At 34.3% G+C, this 18960-nt stretch carries 14 protein-coding genes; 1 reads left to right on the top strand and 13 read right to left on the bottom strand.

Features of this window, described 5'->3' with window-relative positions:
- Positions 1–522: 522 nt before the first annotated feature.
- The 13 genes from ACGH47_RS09850 to ilvI all read right to left on the bottom strand — a co-directional run bounded on the left by ACGH47_RS09850 (position 523) and on the right by ilvI (position 17759).
- On the bottom strand, positions 523–2760 hold the full coding sequence (locus ACGH47_RS09850; RefSeq protein WP_411623330.1) for a DNA internalization-related competence protein ComEC/Rec2: 2238 nt from the start codon (positions 2758–2760) through the stop codon (positions 523–525).
- A 384-nt stretch (positions 2761–3144) separates the two neighbouring features.
- On the bottom strand, positions 3145–3435 hold the full coding sequence (gene ihfB, locus ACGH47_RS09845; RefSeq protein ID WP_065559335.1) for an integration host factor subunit beta: 291 nt from the start codon (positions 3433–3435) through the stop codon (positions 3145–3147).
- Positions 3436–3533: 98 nt separating this feature from the next.
- The gene (gene rpsA, locus ACGH47_RS09840) at positions 3534–5216 is read right to left on the bottom strand and encodes a 30S ribosomal protein S1 (RefSeq protein ID WP_267352495.1); all 1683 of its coding nucleotides are present in this window, start codon (positions 5214–5216) and stop codon (positions 3534–3536) included.
- A 111-nt stretch (positions 5217–5327) separates the two neighbouring features.
- Positions 5328–6008 (bottom strand): (d)CMP kinase, encoded by a 681-nt coding sequence (gene cmk, locus ACGH47_RS09835; protein ID WP_411623329.1) that lies wholly within the window; start codon positions 6006–6008, stop codon positions 5328–5330.
- Complete coding sequence (gene aroA / locus ACGH47_RS09830; RefSeq protein ID WP_411623334.1) at positions 6009–7292, bottom strand: 3-phosphoshikimate 1-carboxyvinyltransferase; 1284 nt, start codon at positions 7290–7292, stop codon at positions 6009–6011.
- Between the two features lie 25 nt (positions 7293–7317).
- Positions 7318–8190, bottom strand: a complete 873-nt coding sequence (locus tag ACGH47_RS09825; RefSeq protein WP_267360208.1) for a helix-turn-helix domain-containing protein — start codon at positions 8188–8190, stop codon at positions 7318–7320.
- A 125-nt stretch (positions 8191–8315) separates the two neighbouring features.
- Positions 8316–9218: a lysine exporter LysO family protein gene (locus tag ACGH47_RS09820; RefSeq protein ID WP_267352491.1), complete on the bottom strand. Its 903-nt coding sequence runs from the start codon at positions 9216–9218 to the stop codon at positions 8316–8318.
- A 145-nt stretch (positions 9219–9363) separates the two neighbouring features.
- Positions 9364–10290, bottom strand: a complete 927-nt coding sequence (locus tag ACGH47_RS09815) for a VirK/YbjX family protein (RefSeq protein ID WP_411623328.1) — start codon at positions 10288–10290, stop codon at positions 9364–9366.
- 248 nt (positions 10291–10538) lie between these two features.
- Entirely contained in the window at positions 10539–11840 is a 1302-nt protein-coding gene (gene eno, locus ACGH47_RS09810) for a phosphopyruvate hydratase (RefSeq protein WP_065559328.1), read from the bottom strand.
- 49 nt (positions 11841–11889) lie between these two features.
- Positions 11890–13527 carry a glutamine hydrolyzing CTP synthase gene (pyrG, locus tag ACGH47_RS09805; RefSeq protein WP_411623327.1) on the bottom strand — a complete coding sequence of 546 codons (1638 nt, stop codon included), beginning with the start codon at positions 13525–13527 and terminating at the stop codon, positions 11890–11892.
- Between the two features lie 231 nt (positions 13528–13758).
- The gene (locus ACGH47_RS09800; RefSeq protein WP_411623326.1) at positions 13759–15468 is read right to left on the bottom strand and encodes an IgaA/UmoB family intracellular growth attenuator; all 1710 of its coding nucleotides are present in this window, start codon (positions 15466–15468) and stop codon (positions 13759–13761) included.
- Positions 15469–15543: 75 nt separating this feature from the next.
- Positions 15544–16041, bottom strand: coding sequence for an acetolactate synthase small subunit (ilvN, locus tag ACGH47_RS09795; protein ID WP_267352487.1), 498 nt, complete (start codon positions 16039–16041; stop codon positions 15544–15546).
- A complete protein-coding gene (gene ilvI / locus ACGH47_RS09790; RefSeq protein WP_411598745.1) occupies positions 16041–17759 on the bottom strand; it encodes an acetolactate synthase 3 large subunit in 1719 nt (572 codons plus the stop codon). The genes ilvN and ilvI overlap by 1 nt, the downstream gene beginning before the upstream one ends.
- 271 nt (positions 17760–18030) lie before the next feature.
- On the opposite strand from ilvI, the gene ygfZ reads away from it, so the two are divergent.
- Positions 18031–18909 (top strand): tRNA-modifying protein YgfZ, encoded by an 879-nt coding sequence (gene ygfZ, locus ACGH47_RS09785; protein WP_411623325.1) that lies wholly within the window; start codon positions 18031–18033, stop codon positions 18907–18909.
- Positions 18910–18960: the final 51 nt, after the last annotated feature.

Raw genomic sequence — 18960 nt, 5'->3', positions numbered from 1 at the left:
AGATGTGTATAAGAGACAGATATTCATCAATCTTCTTAACGAAAATATGATGAATTCTTATTATAATACTGATTAAAAAAATTGAAACCTTTTTATTCAAAAATTTCCAAATAAATATTATTTAGAAATAAAAACATCTAAAAAAACTATAATAAACCATTATCTTTATTAGCTTTAATGAATATTGCACTTTTATTAAACTATAAATTAGAAACTTTTAGATCAATTTTTTACGCCGATTAACGCCCTAAAATTCCATGAATAATTATGGCGAATCATTTTAAATAACTTACTTAAGTAAGTTCAATATCCTCAAGTTAATTATATTATTAGCCAAATAAGCTATTACTGAGATTTTATAGAAGAGCATAAAAATTTATTTTGTAAAATAAGTTTGCTTTTATTACAGAAAATTAACAAATAAGTCACTGTGTTGAATTCCCGTTAGCAAATATTATGTGTTAGATTTTTTGAGAAGATGATTGGAGAAATTAATCTATCCTTTTCAAAAGGAAAATTTAGTTAATATACAGGCAAATGACCAAACCAATTATGATACCAACGCGGATTTATTTCATTCCTCATTGTTTTCAACTCCCATTTATGATGATAAAAAACTAAACTTATTTGTCCTGATTTAGATGTGGTATAAAAATTTAATTGTCGATCTTTGTAACGTGCTATAACTTTATTGGAAGGCAATTTCCAAGGATTATAACGGGAAGTCGACAAAAGGGACACGCTAGGATTAACAGCGTTTAAAAAAGCATAACTTGATGACGTGTTACTACCATGATGAGGAATTTGCAAAATTGTTGATTTAAGTGTATTTCGATATTTTTCAATCAATTGATACTCTTGATTTTTTTCTAAGTCACCTGATAATAATACTGAAAATTGACCATCTGTAATGTGTATTACACATGAATCTTCGTTTTGCGCATATTCGGCTAGATGAGTTGGCCATAATACAGTTAAACTTAGATTATTCCATGTCAGATGATTTTCTGATAAACAGTGATAGTGATTTTGTAATTTTACTGATGAACTCATCAGCCATGCATTGGGATAATGTTGTTGAAGTAGAGAAAGTCCACCAATATGATCATTGTGTTGATGGCTAATAATAATTCCCTTTACATCTAAATTGTGCCATTGTAAAAATGGAATGATTATACGTTCTGCGGCAGAACTATTTTGCCACTGCGCCCCCGTATCATACAATATTGCGGATTTCCCATCATGTATGACAATTGCCAGACCATGACCGACATCTAACATATCCATTCGCCATAGATAATGCTGTTTTTTAAAAAATGGACTCACTATTATCATGAGTAAAATGCAGAGGGTTATAGTATGACGACGCCAAAATTCCGTTTTAAGAGTAATTATGACCAGCCATCCAATAATACTTAATAAATAAAAATCAGATGAAGTAGTAAACCAAGGGAAATCAATCAGCTTCAGACAGTAAAATAAATAATCAAGTGACTGTTCTGCAATAAACCAAAACCATAATGCTAAATAGAAACAATCAAAAAAACTAAAACAGAGTGCTATCAAGATTGATGGAAAAGTCAGTAACGATATGATTGGAATCGCAATTAAATTTGCCAAAAGAGCCATAGTACTGACACCTTGAAAAACAAATAATTGTATTGGTAACAATAACGCTGTTAAACCTAATTGTAGATGTATTAATTTAACTAGGTAACACTTTTTGTTATTTTGAATCTTTTTTGATAATGGTACCCATTGATATAAAAATATTAAGCTAACAACAGCATAACAAGATAGCCAAAAACTTTCAGACAAAATCATCAACGGATCGGTTAATAATAATAAGGCTATTATTCGATTAATTTTCTGCCATGCGCTGATATGTTGGTTTTGACAGCGTAAATAAATCCATATCCCTAATGCCATTATTGCACGTAAAGCAGGAGGATTGAATCCTGTTAACCAAGCATAAAAACAGGCGCATAACCATCCGATTATGATTGGGACATATAAATTATTGAATCGCTGTGGAATAAAAAATAACATTAATTTGACGAGACTGTAACACATACCAAAGACCAACAAAATATGCATACCCGATATCGCCATTAAGTGAGCAACGCCGGTATTCATCATAATTTGCCGATAATGATGATCAAGTTGAGAGCGATCACCAAAAGCCAATGCAAATAATATCCCACGGTAATGAAACAAATACATATAAGGCAAAGCATGATCAACAATAGTTTGTCTAATATCATTTTTATCTTTTAATAATTTAGCATTATTGATTTTTGCAGATAATAATGTCCGATTGGCTATAGCAAAACGCTGACTATCAAATCCTCCTTCATTTAAATAACTATGAATTACTTTCGTTTTTATCGTTAATTGCCAAATTTGACCTATTTTAGGTACATTAATATTATCCCAATAAATTGAAATTGGGATAGGAGTTGATGATGCTTGGTGATTACTTTCAAGAATAGTCCATTGCAGATAGTAAGGATTCATTTGCTGAGATGGATGCCGGATATTGATACTTTCGACCTTTGCTTTGACGACGAGTGTTTTGTCAATGTAAGGATCGATATTGATTAAATACTGTTTAGAATATGCCGTCGACCATAAGAAACTTAACATAAATATACTAATAAGTAACAACGTTTTTCTAAATAGAAATTTACTCGCAATGACAATAATCAACACGCCAAAAGCTGTCGCATACCAAAATATGTCTGAAAGTAATTTAGACATAAACATTAATGGCAAGCAGCCTAATGAAAATGTAATTATAAGTAAATCATGTGAATAAATTTGCCGCATTGACTCTAATTAGGCTATCGAATTAACAATAAGTTAGCATAACCTGTCAACAAATTATGCTCAGAAACTTTTGATAGATATTGCGATCTTGGTTCCAATCTTAATTCGCATTTGTTAAAAATTGATCATTATGATAAGAACATTTATAAATGTATTTTGATAGGTGTTAAGACTAAAATTACTTTAAATAGTCATCAAACTTTTTAATTATTTTTAAATAACTTTTTAATGTTTAATCTATATATTAATTGAGGGATTAATAAAAAAGCCTTTGAGTTAACTCAAAGGCTTTTAAACTAAATACTATTTTAGATATTATGCTTTAGCGGCATTATTTACTCTTTCACGTAATTCTTTACCTGGTTTAAAGTGAGGAATGTATTTATGTTTCACCTCAACATTACCACCAGTTCTTGGGTTTCTCGCTTTACGTGGTGCACGATAATTTAAGCTGAAACTACCAAATCCTCGAATTTCTACACGATCGTTGCTTTCCATTGCTAAAGCGATCTGTTCAATAATATCTCTTACAGCGTCATCAACAAGTTGCACAGGAAGGTGTGCCCGCCAGTTGACTATCTTTTCCACTAAATCTGATCTGTTCATGGTCACTCCTAGGTTATGTATGTGATATATAATTTGTTCATTTTATACCACAAAAGAAAAAGAGGGCAAGCCCTCTTTACTTTTTAGTTGAATATTTTTTACTCGGTTTTTGATGCAGCTTTGAATGCTTCAGCCATTGCATTAGTAAATGATGCTTCTTCTTGAGTTGAAGTATTATTTACAGCAGCAAGCGCTTCTTTTTCGTCAGCTTCATCTTTAGCACGTACAGATAATGAAATTGCGCGAGTTTTACGATCGATATTAACAATCTTAGCCTCGACTTCATCACCAACTTTTAATGCAGTTGTTGCATCTTCAATACGTTCACGTGCGATATCTTGAGCTTTTAAGTAACCTTCAATGCCTTCTGCGATTTCAATTGTTGCGCCTTTAGCATCAACAGCTGTTACATGACCTTTAACAATTGAACCTTTTTTGAAGTTTGAAGCAAAGCTACTAAATGGATCATCTTCAAGTTGTTTAATACCTAAAGAGATACGCTCACGTTCTGCATCAACTTGTAATACAACCGCTTCGATATCATCACCTTTCTTATAAGCTTTAACTGCTTCTTCACCTGGCATATTCCAAGAGATATCAGAAAGATGAACTAAACCGTCAATACCACCATCTAAACCGATGAAGATACCGAAATCAGTGATTGATTTGATCTTACCGCTAACTTTATCACCTTTATTGTGTGATTCAGCAAATTGTAACCATGGGTTAGGTTTACATTGTTTAAGACCAAGAGAAATACGACGACGTTCTTCATCAATTTCAAGAACAATAACTTCAACTTCATCACCTAAGCTAACCACTTTAGATGGGTGAATGTTTTTGTTAGTCCAATCCATTTCAGAAACGTGAACTAAACCTTCAACGCCAGTTTCAATTTCTACGAAACAACCGTAATCAGTTAAGTTAGTTACTTTACCAGTTACTTTAGTGCCTTCTGGGTAACGTTTAGCAATTGAAACCCATGGATCTTCGCCTAATTGTTTTAAGCCAAGAGATACACGTGAACGGTCTTTATCAAATTTAAGAACTTTAACAAGTAATTCTTGACCCACTTCAACCACTTCACTTGGGTGTTTAACACGTTTCCATGCCATATCAGTAATATGAAGTAAACCATCAACGCCACCAAGGTCAACGAATGCACCGTAATCAGTAAGATTTTTGATGATACCTTTAACTTCAGAACCTTCTTGAAGATTTTCAAGAAGTTGTTCTCTTTCTGCGCTATTTTCAGATTCAATTACTGCACGACGAGAAACAACAACGTTGTTACGTTTTTGATCTAATTTAATAACTTTTAATTCGATTTCTCTATTTTCAATATGAGAAGTATCGCGTAATGGACGTACATCAACAAGCGAACCAGGAAGGAACGCACGAACGCCATTAAGATCAACCGTAAAGCCACCTTTCACTTTACCATTGATAACACCTAAAACTGTTGCAGCATCTTCAACTGCTTTTTCTAATGTAAGCCACGCTTCATGACGTTTAGCTTTTTCACGAGATAGAATGGTTTCACCAAAGCCATCTTCAATTGAGTCAAGTACGACATCAACAACGTCGCCAACTTTAACTTCTAATTCGCCTTGGGCATTTTTAAACTGCTCTACTGGAATTGCTGATTCAGATTTTAAACCAGCATCAACTAAAACAACATCTTTGTCGATTGCAACGACAGTACCACGGATCATGTTACCAGAACGAGTGTCTAGTTGATTTAAAGACTCTTCAAAGAGTTGAGCAAAAGATTCAGTCATATTTATATACTTAAATTAATATTAACGTCCACATTACATCATGTCTTGTGGGGTTGTTTATGATACTCCACTCGTCCTTATAATGGAGCTTTGTTCACGTTATAAATAAATTTACAACGCAAGTTTTTCGTTTATATACGTAATAGATTGATTAAATACATCTTGAATAGAGAGTGATGTGGTATCAATTATTAGTGCATCTGTTGCAGGTTTTAATGGGGCAACGGCTCGATTACGATCTCGCTCATCACGCGCAGTTATCTCCTGCAAAATTTCGGCGAATTTAGCATGTTTTTGCTTATCTTGCAACTGTTTCATTCTTCTTTCTGCTCTTGAGTGCGGGCTGGCATCCAGAAAAATTTTTACTGGTGCATCAGTAAACACAACTGTCCCCATATCTCGCCCATCCGCAATTAACCCCGGCAACTGCCTGAAATCTCTTTGTCGTTGCAATAATGCTGCCCGAACTTGATTTAGCGAAGCCACTTTAGAAGCAGCGCCCCCAGTCTCTTCAGTACGAATATCTTTAGAGACATCGACGCCATTTAATAGTACTTTGACTTCGCCATGATGGGTATCAAAAGTTAAAGGTAAATTTAATGCTAATTGAGTTAATTGTAGTTCATCATTCAGCGCAATATGATGATTAAGCGCCAACAACGCAAGCACACGATAAATCGCGCCGGAGTCTAAAAGATGCCAATTGAAATGATTAGCTAACGCTTGACACAACGTGCCCTTCCCCACACCACTAGGGCCATCGACAGCAATAACAGGAACTAATGTATTCATTTAGTATTCACTCAATCGTTTAAATTGTTCAAAATAGTCAGGAAATGTTTTCATTGTACATTTAGGATCTAATATAGTCACGGGCGTATCGGATAATGCCACTAATGAAAAACACATTGCCATACGATGATCGTTATAGGTTTTTATTTCAGCATGTGTTAAAGATTTAGGGGGGATAATCGTTATATAATCGTTACCTTCTTCAACCTCTGCCCCTATTTTACGCAATTCAGTTGCCATAGCAGATAAGCGGTCAGTTTCTTTAACTCGCCAGTTATAGATATTACGAATAGTTGTGGATCCTTTGGCAAACAAAGCGGTTGTTGCTATTGTCATCGCCGCATCAGGGATATGATTCATATCCATATCAATACCGTTAAGTTCCCCTCGGCTACACTCGATATAATCATCAGCCCACGTTACTTTAGCACCCATATTTTCAAGTATATGGGCAAATTGGGTATCACCTTGTAAGCTTTTTTTACCAATACCCGTGACGCGAACAGTGCCCCCTTTAATCGCCGCTGCAGCTAAAAAATATGAAGCTGATGAAGCATCACCTTCAACCAAATAAGTACCCGGTGACTTATAAGTTTGCTTTGCTTTAATAACAAATTTTTGATAATTATCATTGATGACCGACACCCCAAATATCGCCATCATTTTGATCGTGATATCAATATACGGTTTAGAAACTAAATCCCCTAAAATAGTAATTTCAGTATCGTTATCAGCAAGTGGGGATGCCATTAATAGCGCCGTTAAAAATTGACTTGAAACAGAGCCATCAACCTGAATATTACCGCCAATAAAGCCCCCATGAATATGCAGTGGTGGATAACCTTCATTTTCAAGATATTCTATGTTAGCCCCACCTTGACGAAGCGCATCAACTAAATGCCCTATTGGACGCTCTTTCATACGTGGTTCGCCCGTAAGCACAATATTATTTTCACCAAGACATAACGCAGCAGTTAAAGGACGCATCGCCGTACCGGCATTCCCTAAAAAAAGCTCTAATGCATGGGATGAATGTAATTTTCCGCCGACACCCTGAATATCACAAATCGTGCGGTCATTCGATAATTGATACGTAACACCTAATGCTTTAAGAGCATCAAGCATATAACGGACATCATCGCTGTCTAATAAATTTGTTAAACGTGTATTACCTTGACTCAATGCAGACAAAAGTAGCGCCCGATTAGACACACTTTTTGAACCCGGTAAGTTTATCGTACCATTAAATCTTTTTATCGGTTGTAATGTTAGGGATAACATGATAGTTCTCTTTATATTTTTAAGATTTTTAAAATTTATCTAAAGTTGCTTTCAACAATTCAATTGCTTGTTTATCTTTAGCACTATTTTGCCACAATTTATCAAATAACAACCGGTATCGCTTAATCGCATCGTGAGACGAGGTAATAGAAGCAATCCCTGTGGTCACATTCGGTAATTCACCTAATCGAAACGGGCTCATCGCTAACGAAATCGGGTTTTCATTTTGATAAAATAGTTGAAAAGCAATAGATGGAATTGCATGCTCTGTAATAGCAATGGTAGGCGAATAAGTTTGTTGTTCAATTAATTCAATTAAGTGATAGACTTCTTTGCGAGCTAATAGCATGCGTTCAGACTTTTTACCCGGTGAAAGATTTAAATTACCGACTAAACCAATATGTAAAAAACGTTCTACATTGCGTAAACTAATTAAATTAATGACTTTAGGCGCTGATTGATAGAATTGTGTTTGTCGTTCTTTTAAAATGGCTAACGTTGTTGCATATTTTTTTAAATTAATTGAATCGCCCGATTCATCTAGCATCATAGCAAGATGAGAAAGATAATCTGGTGAAGTGAGTAAAAAAGAAAAAGGATCAAAATGAGAATAAATATGTGTTGATTGTTCTTCAAGTTGGCGCATACGTTCAAAAAAACCTTCACCACTTGAATAATATTCAGTATCAATACCAAGCAAGCTTGCTAAGGATGTATCTAACAAAGTCGCTAAACGTCCTAATGTTTCGATTTTGATAATTTCACCCTTTTCAAGACGGTAAACCGCAGCTCTTGAAATTCTAAGATTTTGTGCTATGTCTTCTGCTTTTAAGGAAGCCGCTATACGATACGCCCGTAAACGCTGACCTATCGCACAATAATCAATCGATCCAGTATTCATAATTCACTCAAACCATTCGGATTTTGGCAGTGTAACATAAGGTAATCATATTGCCAATTTGCAATCCATGCAATTTTGTTCAATTCATCAATATATGATTTTTGACTCAAGTAATGGATAATCTATCATCCATAATTAAATAACGTCATAAATATTGGCATTAGCAATGTAAGCAAAAAACCTTGCACGATAGCAGGTGGCACTATCATTATTCCTGCTCCTTTCTGTAACATAGGCAAAGTAAAATCCATAGACGTTGCACCACATAAACCCAGTGTTGTTAATTTATACCGTTTTATTAATGTTGGAATAAGTATAATGGCAAAAAGTTCACGTAATATATCATTTAAAAATGTGGCACTGCCAATAATTGCCCCATGCGCTTCAGTCATTAAAATGCCTGACAAAGAATACCAACCAAATCCAGATGACATACCTAATCCTATACGCAAAGGAAGATCTAATAGTAAAGCGGCTACCATTCCACCAATAAAAGTGCTTATAATGACGATTAGCGTTGTTGCAATACCAACTTTGTTAAGTAAAATTTGTTTAAGTGAAATATTATTACTTCTTAACTGAATACCAATTAACAAGAGTAAAAAAACTAAAACAACCTGAATAATGTTTTCGGTATATTGCCATACAAACAATGGAAAAAGTCCGACTATAAATCCCAAAACAAGTGCAATAAAGACACGCAATGATTCCAATATCATTTTTACGCGTGAACCAAAGGTTTGTTTAACGCTTGAGGCTTTCCACGGTAAAAATAGGTCAAATAACATTAGAAAAATAAAATTCCCGCCAAAAGTACAGATAAAAATAATAGCAGTATAAAATAGAATATTTTGCAAATTAGTCGCAAGGTTATCTAAATGAGCAAGTTCTGCGCCCATAATAAAAAGAATAAAATAAACCATCCAACTTAGAATTTGGTTAATTTTAGCTATCCATTTTTCTTGTTTGCATTTAATTAAATAACCAATGCACAAAGGCACAAGTGCTATTAGAATACCAAAATACATATTTCATTCCCTACTAATTAATTTAAGACAATTATTTTATTGAGCTTTAATTAAAAAAATCGATAAACAACAAGTTGAATATCGATTGTAATCAATTTTGATAATTTGACACTACATTAGGTAAATAATCATTACCTTTAGTATATTATATTAATGATGCTAATTGTGTTTCAATATTCAGTTTGAGTTGATCTAACAAAGCATAACGATTACGGTATTCAGAACGTTTTTTACTTGCTATATCTTCTAACGATTTACGTGTAATCTCAGTGGGTAAAATAAATAACTCACGATCATCTTGTTGACCATCGATTGTTAACCAAAAATCATCATAATCAGACAAAATGCGTTCTTGTCTGCTGTTATAACGCCAATTGTTATACACATGCGTTTTATTTCCAACCGCCACAATTTGCTCAAGCTGAAAATAATGCGCAATGATTAATGCTGCCTCAACGGCGACTCGTTTTGGAAATAATCCATAACATTGCTTAGTCGCTTTTTGTACCCGAACTCGCGCTTCATGATGACCGGTACCTTGCAACCCTGCAATAAATAAAGTCGTTTTTTGTTGATATTGAATGATTGAAAAAGTTAATGTTGCTAAATCAATACCGTCATTATCATAAAAATAAAGGCTTATTTCACCTTCTCGAGCAAACTTGTTACGCGCTTGAATCGCAATTTGAATATTAGCTTCATTTTTTGCTGTTAGTTTAGCCAATACATATGGAGTTTTAGGATCATAAAAAGCCTTAGTCATGCTATCAGGCTGATTCGCTAAAAAATCATAGTGATATGCTAACGCATCAAAACGCTCTTGTTGCGACAAATTTGATGATAAATACGGTCTTTGTAATTTACACGGTAAATTGGTTTGGCAAGAAAAATAGTAGCCAAGTAATGGATATTGTCTTAATTTATCCAACCATTTTAGTGTAATAGGACTTAAAAATAAGGTTCTAAAAAAAAATTTATAACGATAAGTCGGATTAAGCCAAAGTTCATTTAGCGGAAGTTTACCGGTACATAGCCAGTTAAAAAGTTGCCATTTGCTTTTTGGCTGGGACATATTCGTAATATTATTCATAAGCAGAAAAAATAAATTTGAGTTAGTTAATTTATAAAAAATTTATATGTGGCTAAATTATAAAATATCAATAGATATCAAAGATTAGTCATAAATACCAACTTTAAAGAGTACAATACAACATAAATCAACGCAACCTTTGCCATCTTATTCTATAAGAAAAGAAAATAAAAAACGGTGAACTGGTCACCGTTTCTTATTAAACAATTATTCAGTTTTTATAAACTCAATTATTGTCCTTTCACTTCTTTAAGTCCGTTGAATGGAGCCTTAGCACCTAATGCTTCTTCAATACGGATTAATTGATTGTATTTAGCAACACGATCAGAACGGCTCATAGAACCCGTTTTGATTTGACCAGCAGCTAAACCAACAGCTAAATCAGCAATAGTTGAATCTTCAGTTTCACCACTACGGTGAGAGATAACAGCAGTATAACCTGCATCTTTTGCCATTTTAACCGCTGCGATAGATTCAGTTAATGTACCGATTTGGTTAACTTTAACTAGGATTGAGTTAGCGATGCCTTTTTCAATACCTTGTTTGAAAATTTTGGTGTTAGTTACAAACAGATCGTCACCCACTAATTGGATTTTGTGACCTAATGCTTTAGTTTGGTATGCCCAACCGTCCCAATCGCTTTCATCTAAACCATCTTCGATTGATACGATAGGATATTGTTCAGTTAAACCTTCTAAATAGTGAGTAAATTCTTGAGCAGTAAACTCTTTATTACCTTCACCTTTTAATACATATTTACCTGTTTCTTTGTTATAGAATTCAGAAGCAGCACAGTCCATCGCTAAAGTAATATCTTTACCTAGTACATAACCCGCTTTTTCTACAGCTTCTTTGATACAAGCTAATGCTTCAGCATTTGAATCTAAATTAGGGGCAAAACCACCTTCATCGCCTACAGCAGTATTCATACCTTTAGCATGTAAAACTTTCGCTAAGTTATGGAATACTTCAGAACCCATACGGATTGCTTCACGTACTGTTTTCGCGCCAACTGGTTGAATCATAAATTCTTGTAAATCGATGTTATTATCCGCATGTTCACCACCATTGATGATGTTCATCATCGGTAATGGCATTGAATATTGACCTGGCGTACCATTCAAATCAGCAATATGTTGATATAGTGGAACACCTTTTGCTGCTGCTGCTGCTTTAGCATTAGCTAATGATACTGCAAGAATTGAGTTTGCACCCAAGTTAGATTTAAAATCAGTTCCATCTAAATCAAGCATGATTTGGTCGATAGCCGCTTGATCTAACGCATCTTTACCCACAACTGCTTTCGCAATTGGTCCATTTACGTTTTCAACTGCTTTTAAAACACCTTTTCCTAAAAAGCGAGATTTGTCACCATCACGAAGTTCTAATGCTTCACGCGAACCAGTTGATGCACCAGATGGAACGATTGCTAGACCAACAAAACCACCTTCTAAATGAACTTCAGCTTCAACTGTAGGGTTCCCACGAGAATCGATGACTTCACGACCATGTACTTTAACGATTTTTGCCATGTTATTTTCCTCTATATGACAGATATATTACAAATGTAAAACTTTAAAACTATTTTTGTTGTAGCTGCTGATACTCCTTGGCAGCTTTTATAAAACTACTAAACAGTGGATGCCCATCTCGTGGTGTCGAGGTAAATTCCGGGTGGAATTGACAAGCAACAAACCATGGATGATTAGGAACCTCAATAATCTCGACTAATTTTCTATCAGTTGAAAGTCCGGTTACTTTTAATCCTGCTTTTACAATTTCAGGTAATAAATTATTATTCACTTCGTAACGATGACGATGACGCTCAGTGATTGACTCTTTTTTATACATATCAAATACTAATGAGTCTGGTTCTAAATGACATATCTGAGAACCAAGTCGCATAGTACCACCTAAATCACTATTTTCATTACGTTGCACAACATTACCCGCTTCATCACTCCATTCAGTGATTAACGCAATGATTGGATTCGCACAATCTTTAACAAATTCTGTAGAATTTGCGTCTTTAATTCCAGCCACATTACGAGCATATTCAATCATGGCAACTTGCATTCCAAGACAAATACCTAAATAAGGTATTTGGTTTTCACGCGCATAGCGTGCAGCAATGATTTTACCCTCAACGCCACGATACCCAAATCCACCCGGAATAAGTATTGCGTCTAAACCTGAAAGTAAATCCGTACCACGCGATTCAAGATCTTCAGAATCGATATAACGAATATGTACAGTTAAACGGTTTTTCAACCCGCCATGTTTTAATGCTTCGTTTACAGACTTATAAGCATCGGGTAATTCAGTGTATTTACCCACCATACCTATTGTGACTTCACCAACAGGATTGGCCTCTTCATAAATCACTTGTTCCCACTCTGATAGATCTGCTTCAACGCAATCAAGGTGGAATCGATTGCAGACAAAAGTATCTAAATTTTGTGATTTTAAAAGAGCAGGTATTTTATAAATTGAATCGACATCTTTTAATGAAATAACTGCACGTTCAGGCACATTACAAAATAGTGCAATTTTTGCTCGCTCATTAGCTGGAATGATACGATCTGAACGACAGATTAACACATCAGGTTGAATACCAATAGATAACAACTCTTTGACTGAGTGTTGTGTAGGTTTTGTTTTAACTTCTCCAGCAGAAGCTAAATATGGCACTAGGGTTAAATGCATAAATAAGGTATGTTCTCGACCTACATCAACCGCTAATTGACGAATCGCTTCTAAAAATGGAAGTGATTCAATATCCCCAACTGTGCCACCGATTTCAACAATAGCAACATCGAAGCCTTTAGCTCCTGCAATAACGCGAGATTTAATCTCATTGGTAATATGGGGAATGACTTGAACAGTTGCACCTAAATAATCCCCACGACGTTCTTTGCGTAATACATCAGAATAGATACGCCCTGTTGTGAAGTTATTTTTGCGAGTCATTTTAGTGCGAATAAAACGCTCATAATGACCTAAATCAAGATCCGTTTCTGCCCCATCTTCCGTCACAAAAACTTCACCATGCTGAATCGGGCTCATTGTACCCGGATCGACATTAATATAGGGATCAAGTTTTAACATGGTGACTTTTAAATTGCGGGCTTCTAAAATTGCAGCGAGTGATGCTGCGGCAATGCCTTTACCAAGAGAAGAAACGACACCGCCTGTAACAAAAATATAATTCGTGACCATTAATACCAGACCATTATTAATTTATAAGAACAATATTGCGTCGTTTTCAAACGATAAAAGCAACACAATATACGATAAATCAGACGGGAAAATAGTATAACAGAATCTGACCTTGCTCACAATTGAATAATTATCTTTAACAGATGTTTTAATTAAGCTGATTAGATAGATTTAATGCTACTCAATCTAATCAACTTTAATTTGAAAACAGAATTATCTTCGACAATCAATCTAAACTGTAAGATTAGCATAAAAGTTATTAATATTACTTTTTCGAACTCGATTTTGTATCCGTTTCCAAATGAAAATTAAACCATTAAAAATCGTACTTAATGCAAAAAAAGCAAATAAAGAGATACTTAAAATAATGGGTAAACACCTGTCTTGTTCATTAATTTGATATCTAATGTCAGGATTAATCGTAAATCCTGAGATAGAATTATCATCTCGATAATAAATATCTGAGACTAATCCAGAAAAATTGACTCGCCCCGATTGGCTATTCAAACTATTTTGAAAAGTTGAATTCGAAACCCGATTAGATTCTAAATCCTCTTGGTCTTTGCTATCTGTTTCGTTAAAAAACTTATTTTTCAGCGTAATGAAGAAAGAAACATTATCGGTTTGATTATGGATTTCTACTTTTCCGCACTTACTATTCACCTTTTTGTTATATTTATCACAAAGTGCCCCTTCCGTGGTAACATTTACCCAATCGCCCTCTTTTAGATTGTTGGTTAATAATTGTGAACTATCATCAAAATTCCAACTTGTCAGGTCATGATTAGCAAAGTGATACATATAAAAGATATTATCTTTAACATTGGATTTTGCATAAACAATAAATGTCAAAATAATACCTACAAGAAAAAGCCATAAATTACGTCCCGCAAACTTTGGTGGTCCAAAATTTTCAATCTCTTTCGAAACTGACAATGTATAACCATAACGAATTATTTTTTTATCCTCAAAAGTAACATCAAGCTCAACATTAGTTAATGTATGTTCGGGAATATATGCTTGCCAATTATCAGGATAATTTAAAATAGAATTATGACCAACAGTAATTTGTTTCGTTTTAGAGTTTTTATTTTTAACTTTTCCTCTTATTCGATTAACAAATTGAATTTTTACTTTAGACTTTGGTTTACGACAATAAAAATAGATAACTGCTAGCAAATTTATGCCAAATAAAAACAGATCAAATAGTTCATTACTTTGCCAAAAATCTAAAAAATAATTAATTGTTAAAAAGCAAAAAAATACCGCAACTATCCCTTTATTATTTTTATTCCGATACGCTGATTCTAACGGTGTTTCTTGCCGCGTCATTAAAATTTCATAACCAAATTTTTGTTGATTTTCAATGCGATTGTTTATAGTCTCATTGTCATGATTATGATTATAATTTTCTGGATGTTGAACATCAAACAATTCACTTGCCCAATACTCCAAATCATCTTTTTCTAATTTTTTTTCATTGATGATATTTTGATGCGCTGCATAACGAATATCGTGATCATTTAACCTAATCACAATGGCATAATCTTCAGTGAAAACTACTTCAGCCACATTATCATCTAAGATAAAACGATCCATATCATAGGGGATAATGACATCAATATTATTAATTTTATAAAAAAGTGTTTCGCCAACATAGTGATTGATATTTTGTTTGACTAATTTGCCAGATATTGATATTACATCTGAATTTATTAATGACGATTCTTTTACCTCTGAAGATAAATGTTTTGTTGTTTTTAGATAAGGTGTTATAAGACGTTCTTCTAGTGTGGACAATTGCCTAATAGGCCTAAGATCAACAATATAGTTTTTTTCAATTAACTTTTTCTTTTTTTTGTTACTTTTGAAGTTTTTTCTAATCGACGAAACGATCAAAACCAAAATGTGAATGACTAATATTAAACCAAATATATTCATTTTGTGACTTATTCCTTATGAAACATTATTATAGTTATATTTAACTGATAAAATTGGTCAATCTGATTCTTTTATTTAGTGATTTGCTGTTTTTTCACTACGCGATAATCCAATAATTCCCGATCGAACCATTTCGACAATATGACAAGTTTCACGTATCGACGCTAAGAAAGAATCTAGTTTTTCACTTGTACCCGATAATTGAACAATGTAATGCGTTGCGGTAACATCGACAATCGAGCCTCTAAAAATATCGGCACAACGTTTAACTTCATCTCGTGCATCAGACCCTTTAGCAGCCACTTTCACTAACATAATTTCTCGTTCAACATGAGGCCCTTCGGTTAAATCATGTACACGGTAAACATTGACAAGTTTATGAAGCTGCTTTTGAATCTGCTCTAGCACATGTTCATCACCTGTTGTTTGAATGGTCATTCTGTGCATGGTCGGATCTTCTGTCGGTGCTGTCGTAATGGTTTCAATATTAAAACCACGTTGTGAGAACAGACCAATAATTCGAGATAAAGCCCCGGGTTCATTTTCTGTTAAAATTGATAAAATATATCGCATTAGGTTCTCTCCGTTTTACTCAGCCACATTTCGTTCATTGCTCCACCACGTATTTGCATTGGGTAGACATGTTCAGTTGCATCGGTCATGACATCAATAAAGACTAATCGATCTTTAATTGACAAGGCTTTTTTAAGTTTTGTTTCCAGATCTTCACGCTTGGTAATGACCATACCAACATGACCATAAGCTTCCGCTATTTTTGCAAAATCAGGCAATGATTCCATATACGAACAAGAATGTCGCCCAGCATAAATCATATCTTGCCACTGTTTAACCATGCCTAAAAAACGGTTATTTAGATTTAAAACAATAACCGGTAAACCATATTGTAAAGCGGTAGAAAGTTCTTGAATATTCATTTGAATACTACCATCACCGGTTACACACACGACACATTGATCTGGAAAAGCAAGTTTCACCCCAAGCGCAGCCGGAAGACCAAACCCCATGGTACCTAGACCACCAGAAGTAATAAAATGACGAGGTTTATCAAAAGGATAATACAAAGCAGTAAACATTTGATGTTGACCTACATCAGTAGTGACAAATGCATTACCTTGAGTCAATTTATATAAAACTTCGATTGCTTCTTGTGGTTTGATGCTTTCACCTTCATGACTATAAGCTAAACAGCGACGTGAACGCCAATGATCAATTTGTTTCCACCAATCCACTAATGCATCAAGATCACGATCAGCTTGCAATTCATTAAGTTCGGATAACATCGTTTCAACCACTACTTTAGCATCACCCACAACAGGAATAGTGGCAGAAATTGTTTTTGAAATTGATGTTGGATCAATATCAATATGTATTATTTTTGCTTTCGGACAATATTTTTCAACATTATTGGTTGTTCTATCATCAAATCTGGCACCAACAGCAAATATTACATCGGCATTATGCATCGCCATATTGGCTTCATACACCCCATGCATTCCAATCATGCCTAAATAGTGTTTATCTGTACCAGGAAAAGCACTTATCCCCATTAATGTTGACGCAACAGGGAGATTCAATTTTTCGGCTAAACGTTTAATAGCATCACTTGCACCGGCGCTAATTACTCCGCCACCAATAAATAAAACGGGTTTTTTAGCTGCCAATAATGTCGTTAATGCTTTTTTAATTTGTCCTTTATGTCCTTGAATAGTTGGATTATATGAACGCATTGAGACAGATTTAGGATAATGGTAATTATATTTATTTGCAGGATTAACAATATCTTTTGGCAGATCAATCACAACCGGGCCAGGTCTACCTGTTGACGCAATATAGAAAGCTTTCTTAATAATTTCAGGAATGTCTTTACTGTCTTTTATTAGAAAACTATGTTTGACTATCGGGCGTGATATACCGACCATGTCGCACTCTTGGAAGGCATCATTGCCAATCAAGTTACTTGCTACTTGACCGGAAATAACAACCAATGGCACAGAATCCATGTAGGCAGTCGCAATACCAGTAATGGTATTGGTCGCTCCAGGCCCTGATGTTACGAGTACAACACCAACATCACCTGTAGCCCTAGCATAACCATCAGCCATATGTACAGCGGCTTGTTCATGACGAACTAATATATGCTCTATGCCACCTAAAGTATGAATTGCATCGTAGATATCAAGAACACTACCACCGGGATAACCAAATATCTGTTTTACTCCTTGATCAATCAAAGATTGAATGACCATTTCTGCGCCTGACAGTTTTGCCATCATTGTTGCCTCCAATATTACAAATTAGTCATTTATTTTGCATTAACTACTACATTAAATCAATAAACTGTATAAGGTTATTAATTTTCTTTATACGATAACAGCGTAAACAAATGCTAATAAAAGTCAATATAAAACATATTGTTAAAAAATTTAACGCAAAATATAATTTTTGTGTTTTATTGTTATTTTTATGTTTTTTCTATACACTTTGGAAAAGTCTATTTAAGTCTTATCTAAACCCGACATATTATTCCTAAAAGGTATTATCATGAGCAATTATTCTTTGGAACCTATCTCGCTTACTGATTGGCAATTAGTAAAAGTGACAGGAGAAGACAATCTTAAATATTTACAAGGTCAAGTGACTATTGATATGAAAAATCTTTCCGAGCACTCAGCATTGTTTGCTGCTCATTGTGATGCTAAAGGGAGAATGTGGAGTAATCTATTATTATTTATGCGCGGTGCTGAGATATATTATTTATTGCGTAAAAGTGTTGCAGAAAAGCAAATTACCGAACTAAAAAAATATGCTATTTTTTCCAAAGTGACGATTGAAAAGGAACAAGATTTAAATATGTATGGGATTATGGCTGATGCATTACCAGCGCAAATACTATCAAAATTCAATGATGATAATTGTGTTAATGATAATGACACTACTTATATTAAATTAATGTTACCTCACCCCCGAATCATTGTCATTACACCACAGCCTATTGAAAGTCATTTACAACCAAGCAATAAATGGTTACAACTTGATTTAGAAGCAGGCTATGCCATTATTGATAGTGAAAATACAGAAAGTTTATTACCGCAAGCGTGTAATTTACAACTCTATAATGCCATTAGTTTTGATAAAGGTTGTTATTGCGGACAAGAAATGGTTGCTAGAGCGCAATTTCGTGGCACTAATAAACGTGGACTTTATCTATTATCTGGCAAAAGTGATGTACTACCTATCATTGGTGATACGATAGAATATCAAATAGAAGGAAATTGGCGAGAAGGGGGGAAAGTGTTAGCATCACTAAAACTTAATCAAAATCATGATGTGTATGTACAAGTAGTACTACCTAATGGTATAGATATCAATACTGACTTTAGAATTAAAGGACAATCAACAAGCAAGCTAAATTTTCATTGATTAATTAGTTGCTATTAATCATTCCAATTAAAAACGATATCGATTTTTCAA

The sequence above is a fragment of the Gilliamella sp. CG16 genome (genome assembly GCF_046635785.1).
Classification (GTDB): domain Bacteria; phylum Pseudomonadota; class Gammaproteobacteria; order Enterobacterales; family Orbaceae; genus Gilliamella; species Gilliamella apicola_I.
Note: the sequence above shows the minus strand (reverse complement) of the source record. Positions and strands in the feature narration are given on the sequence as shown.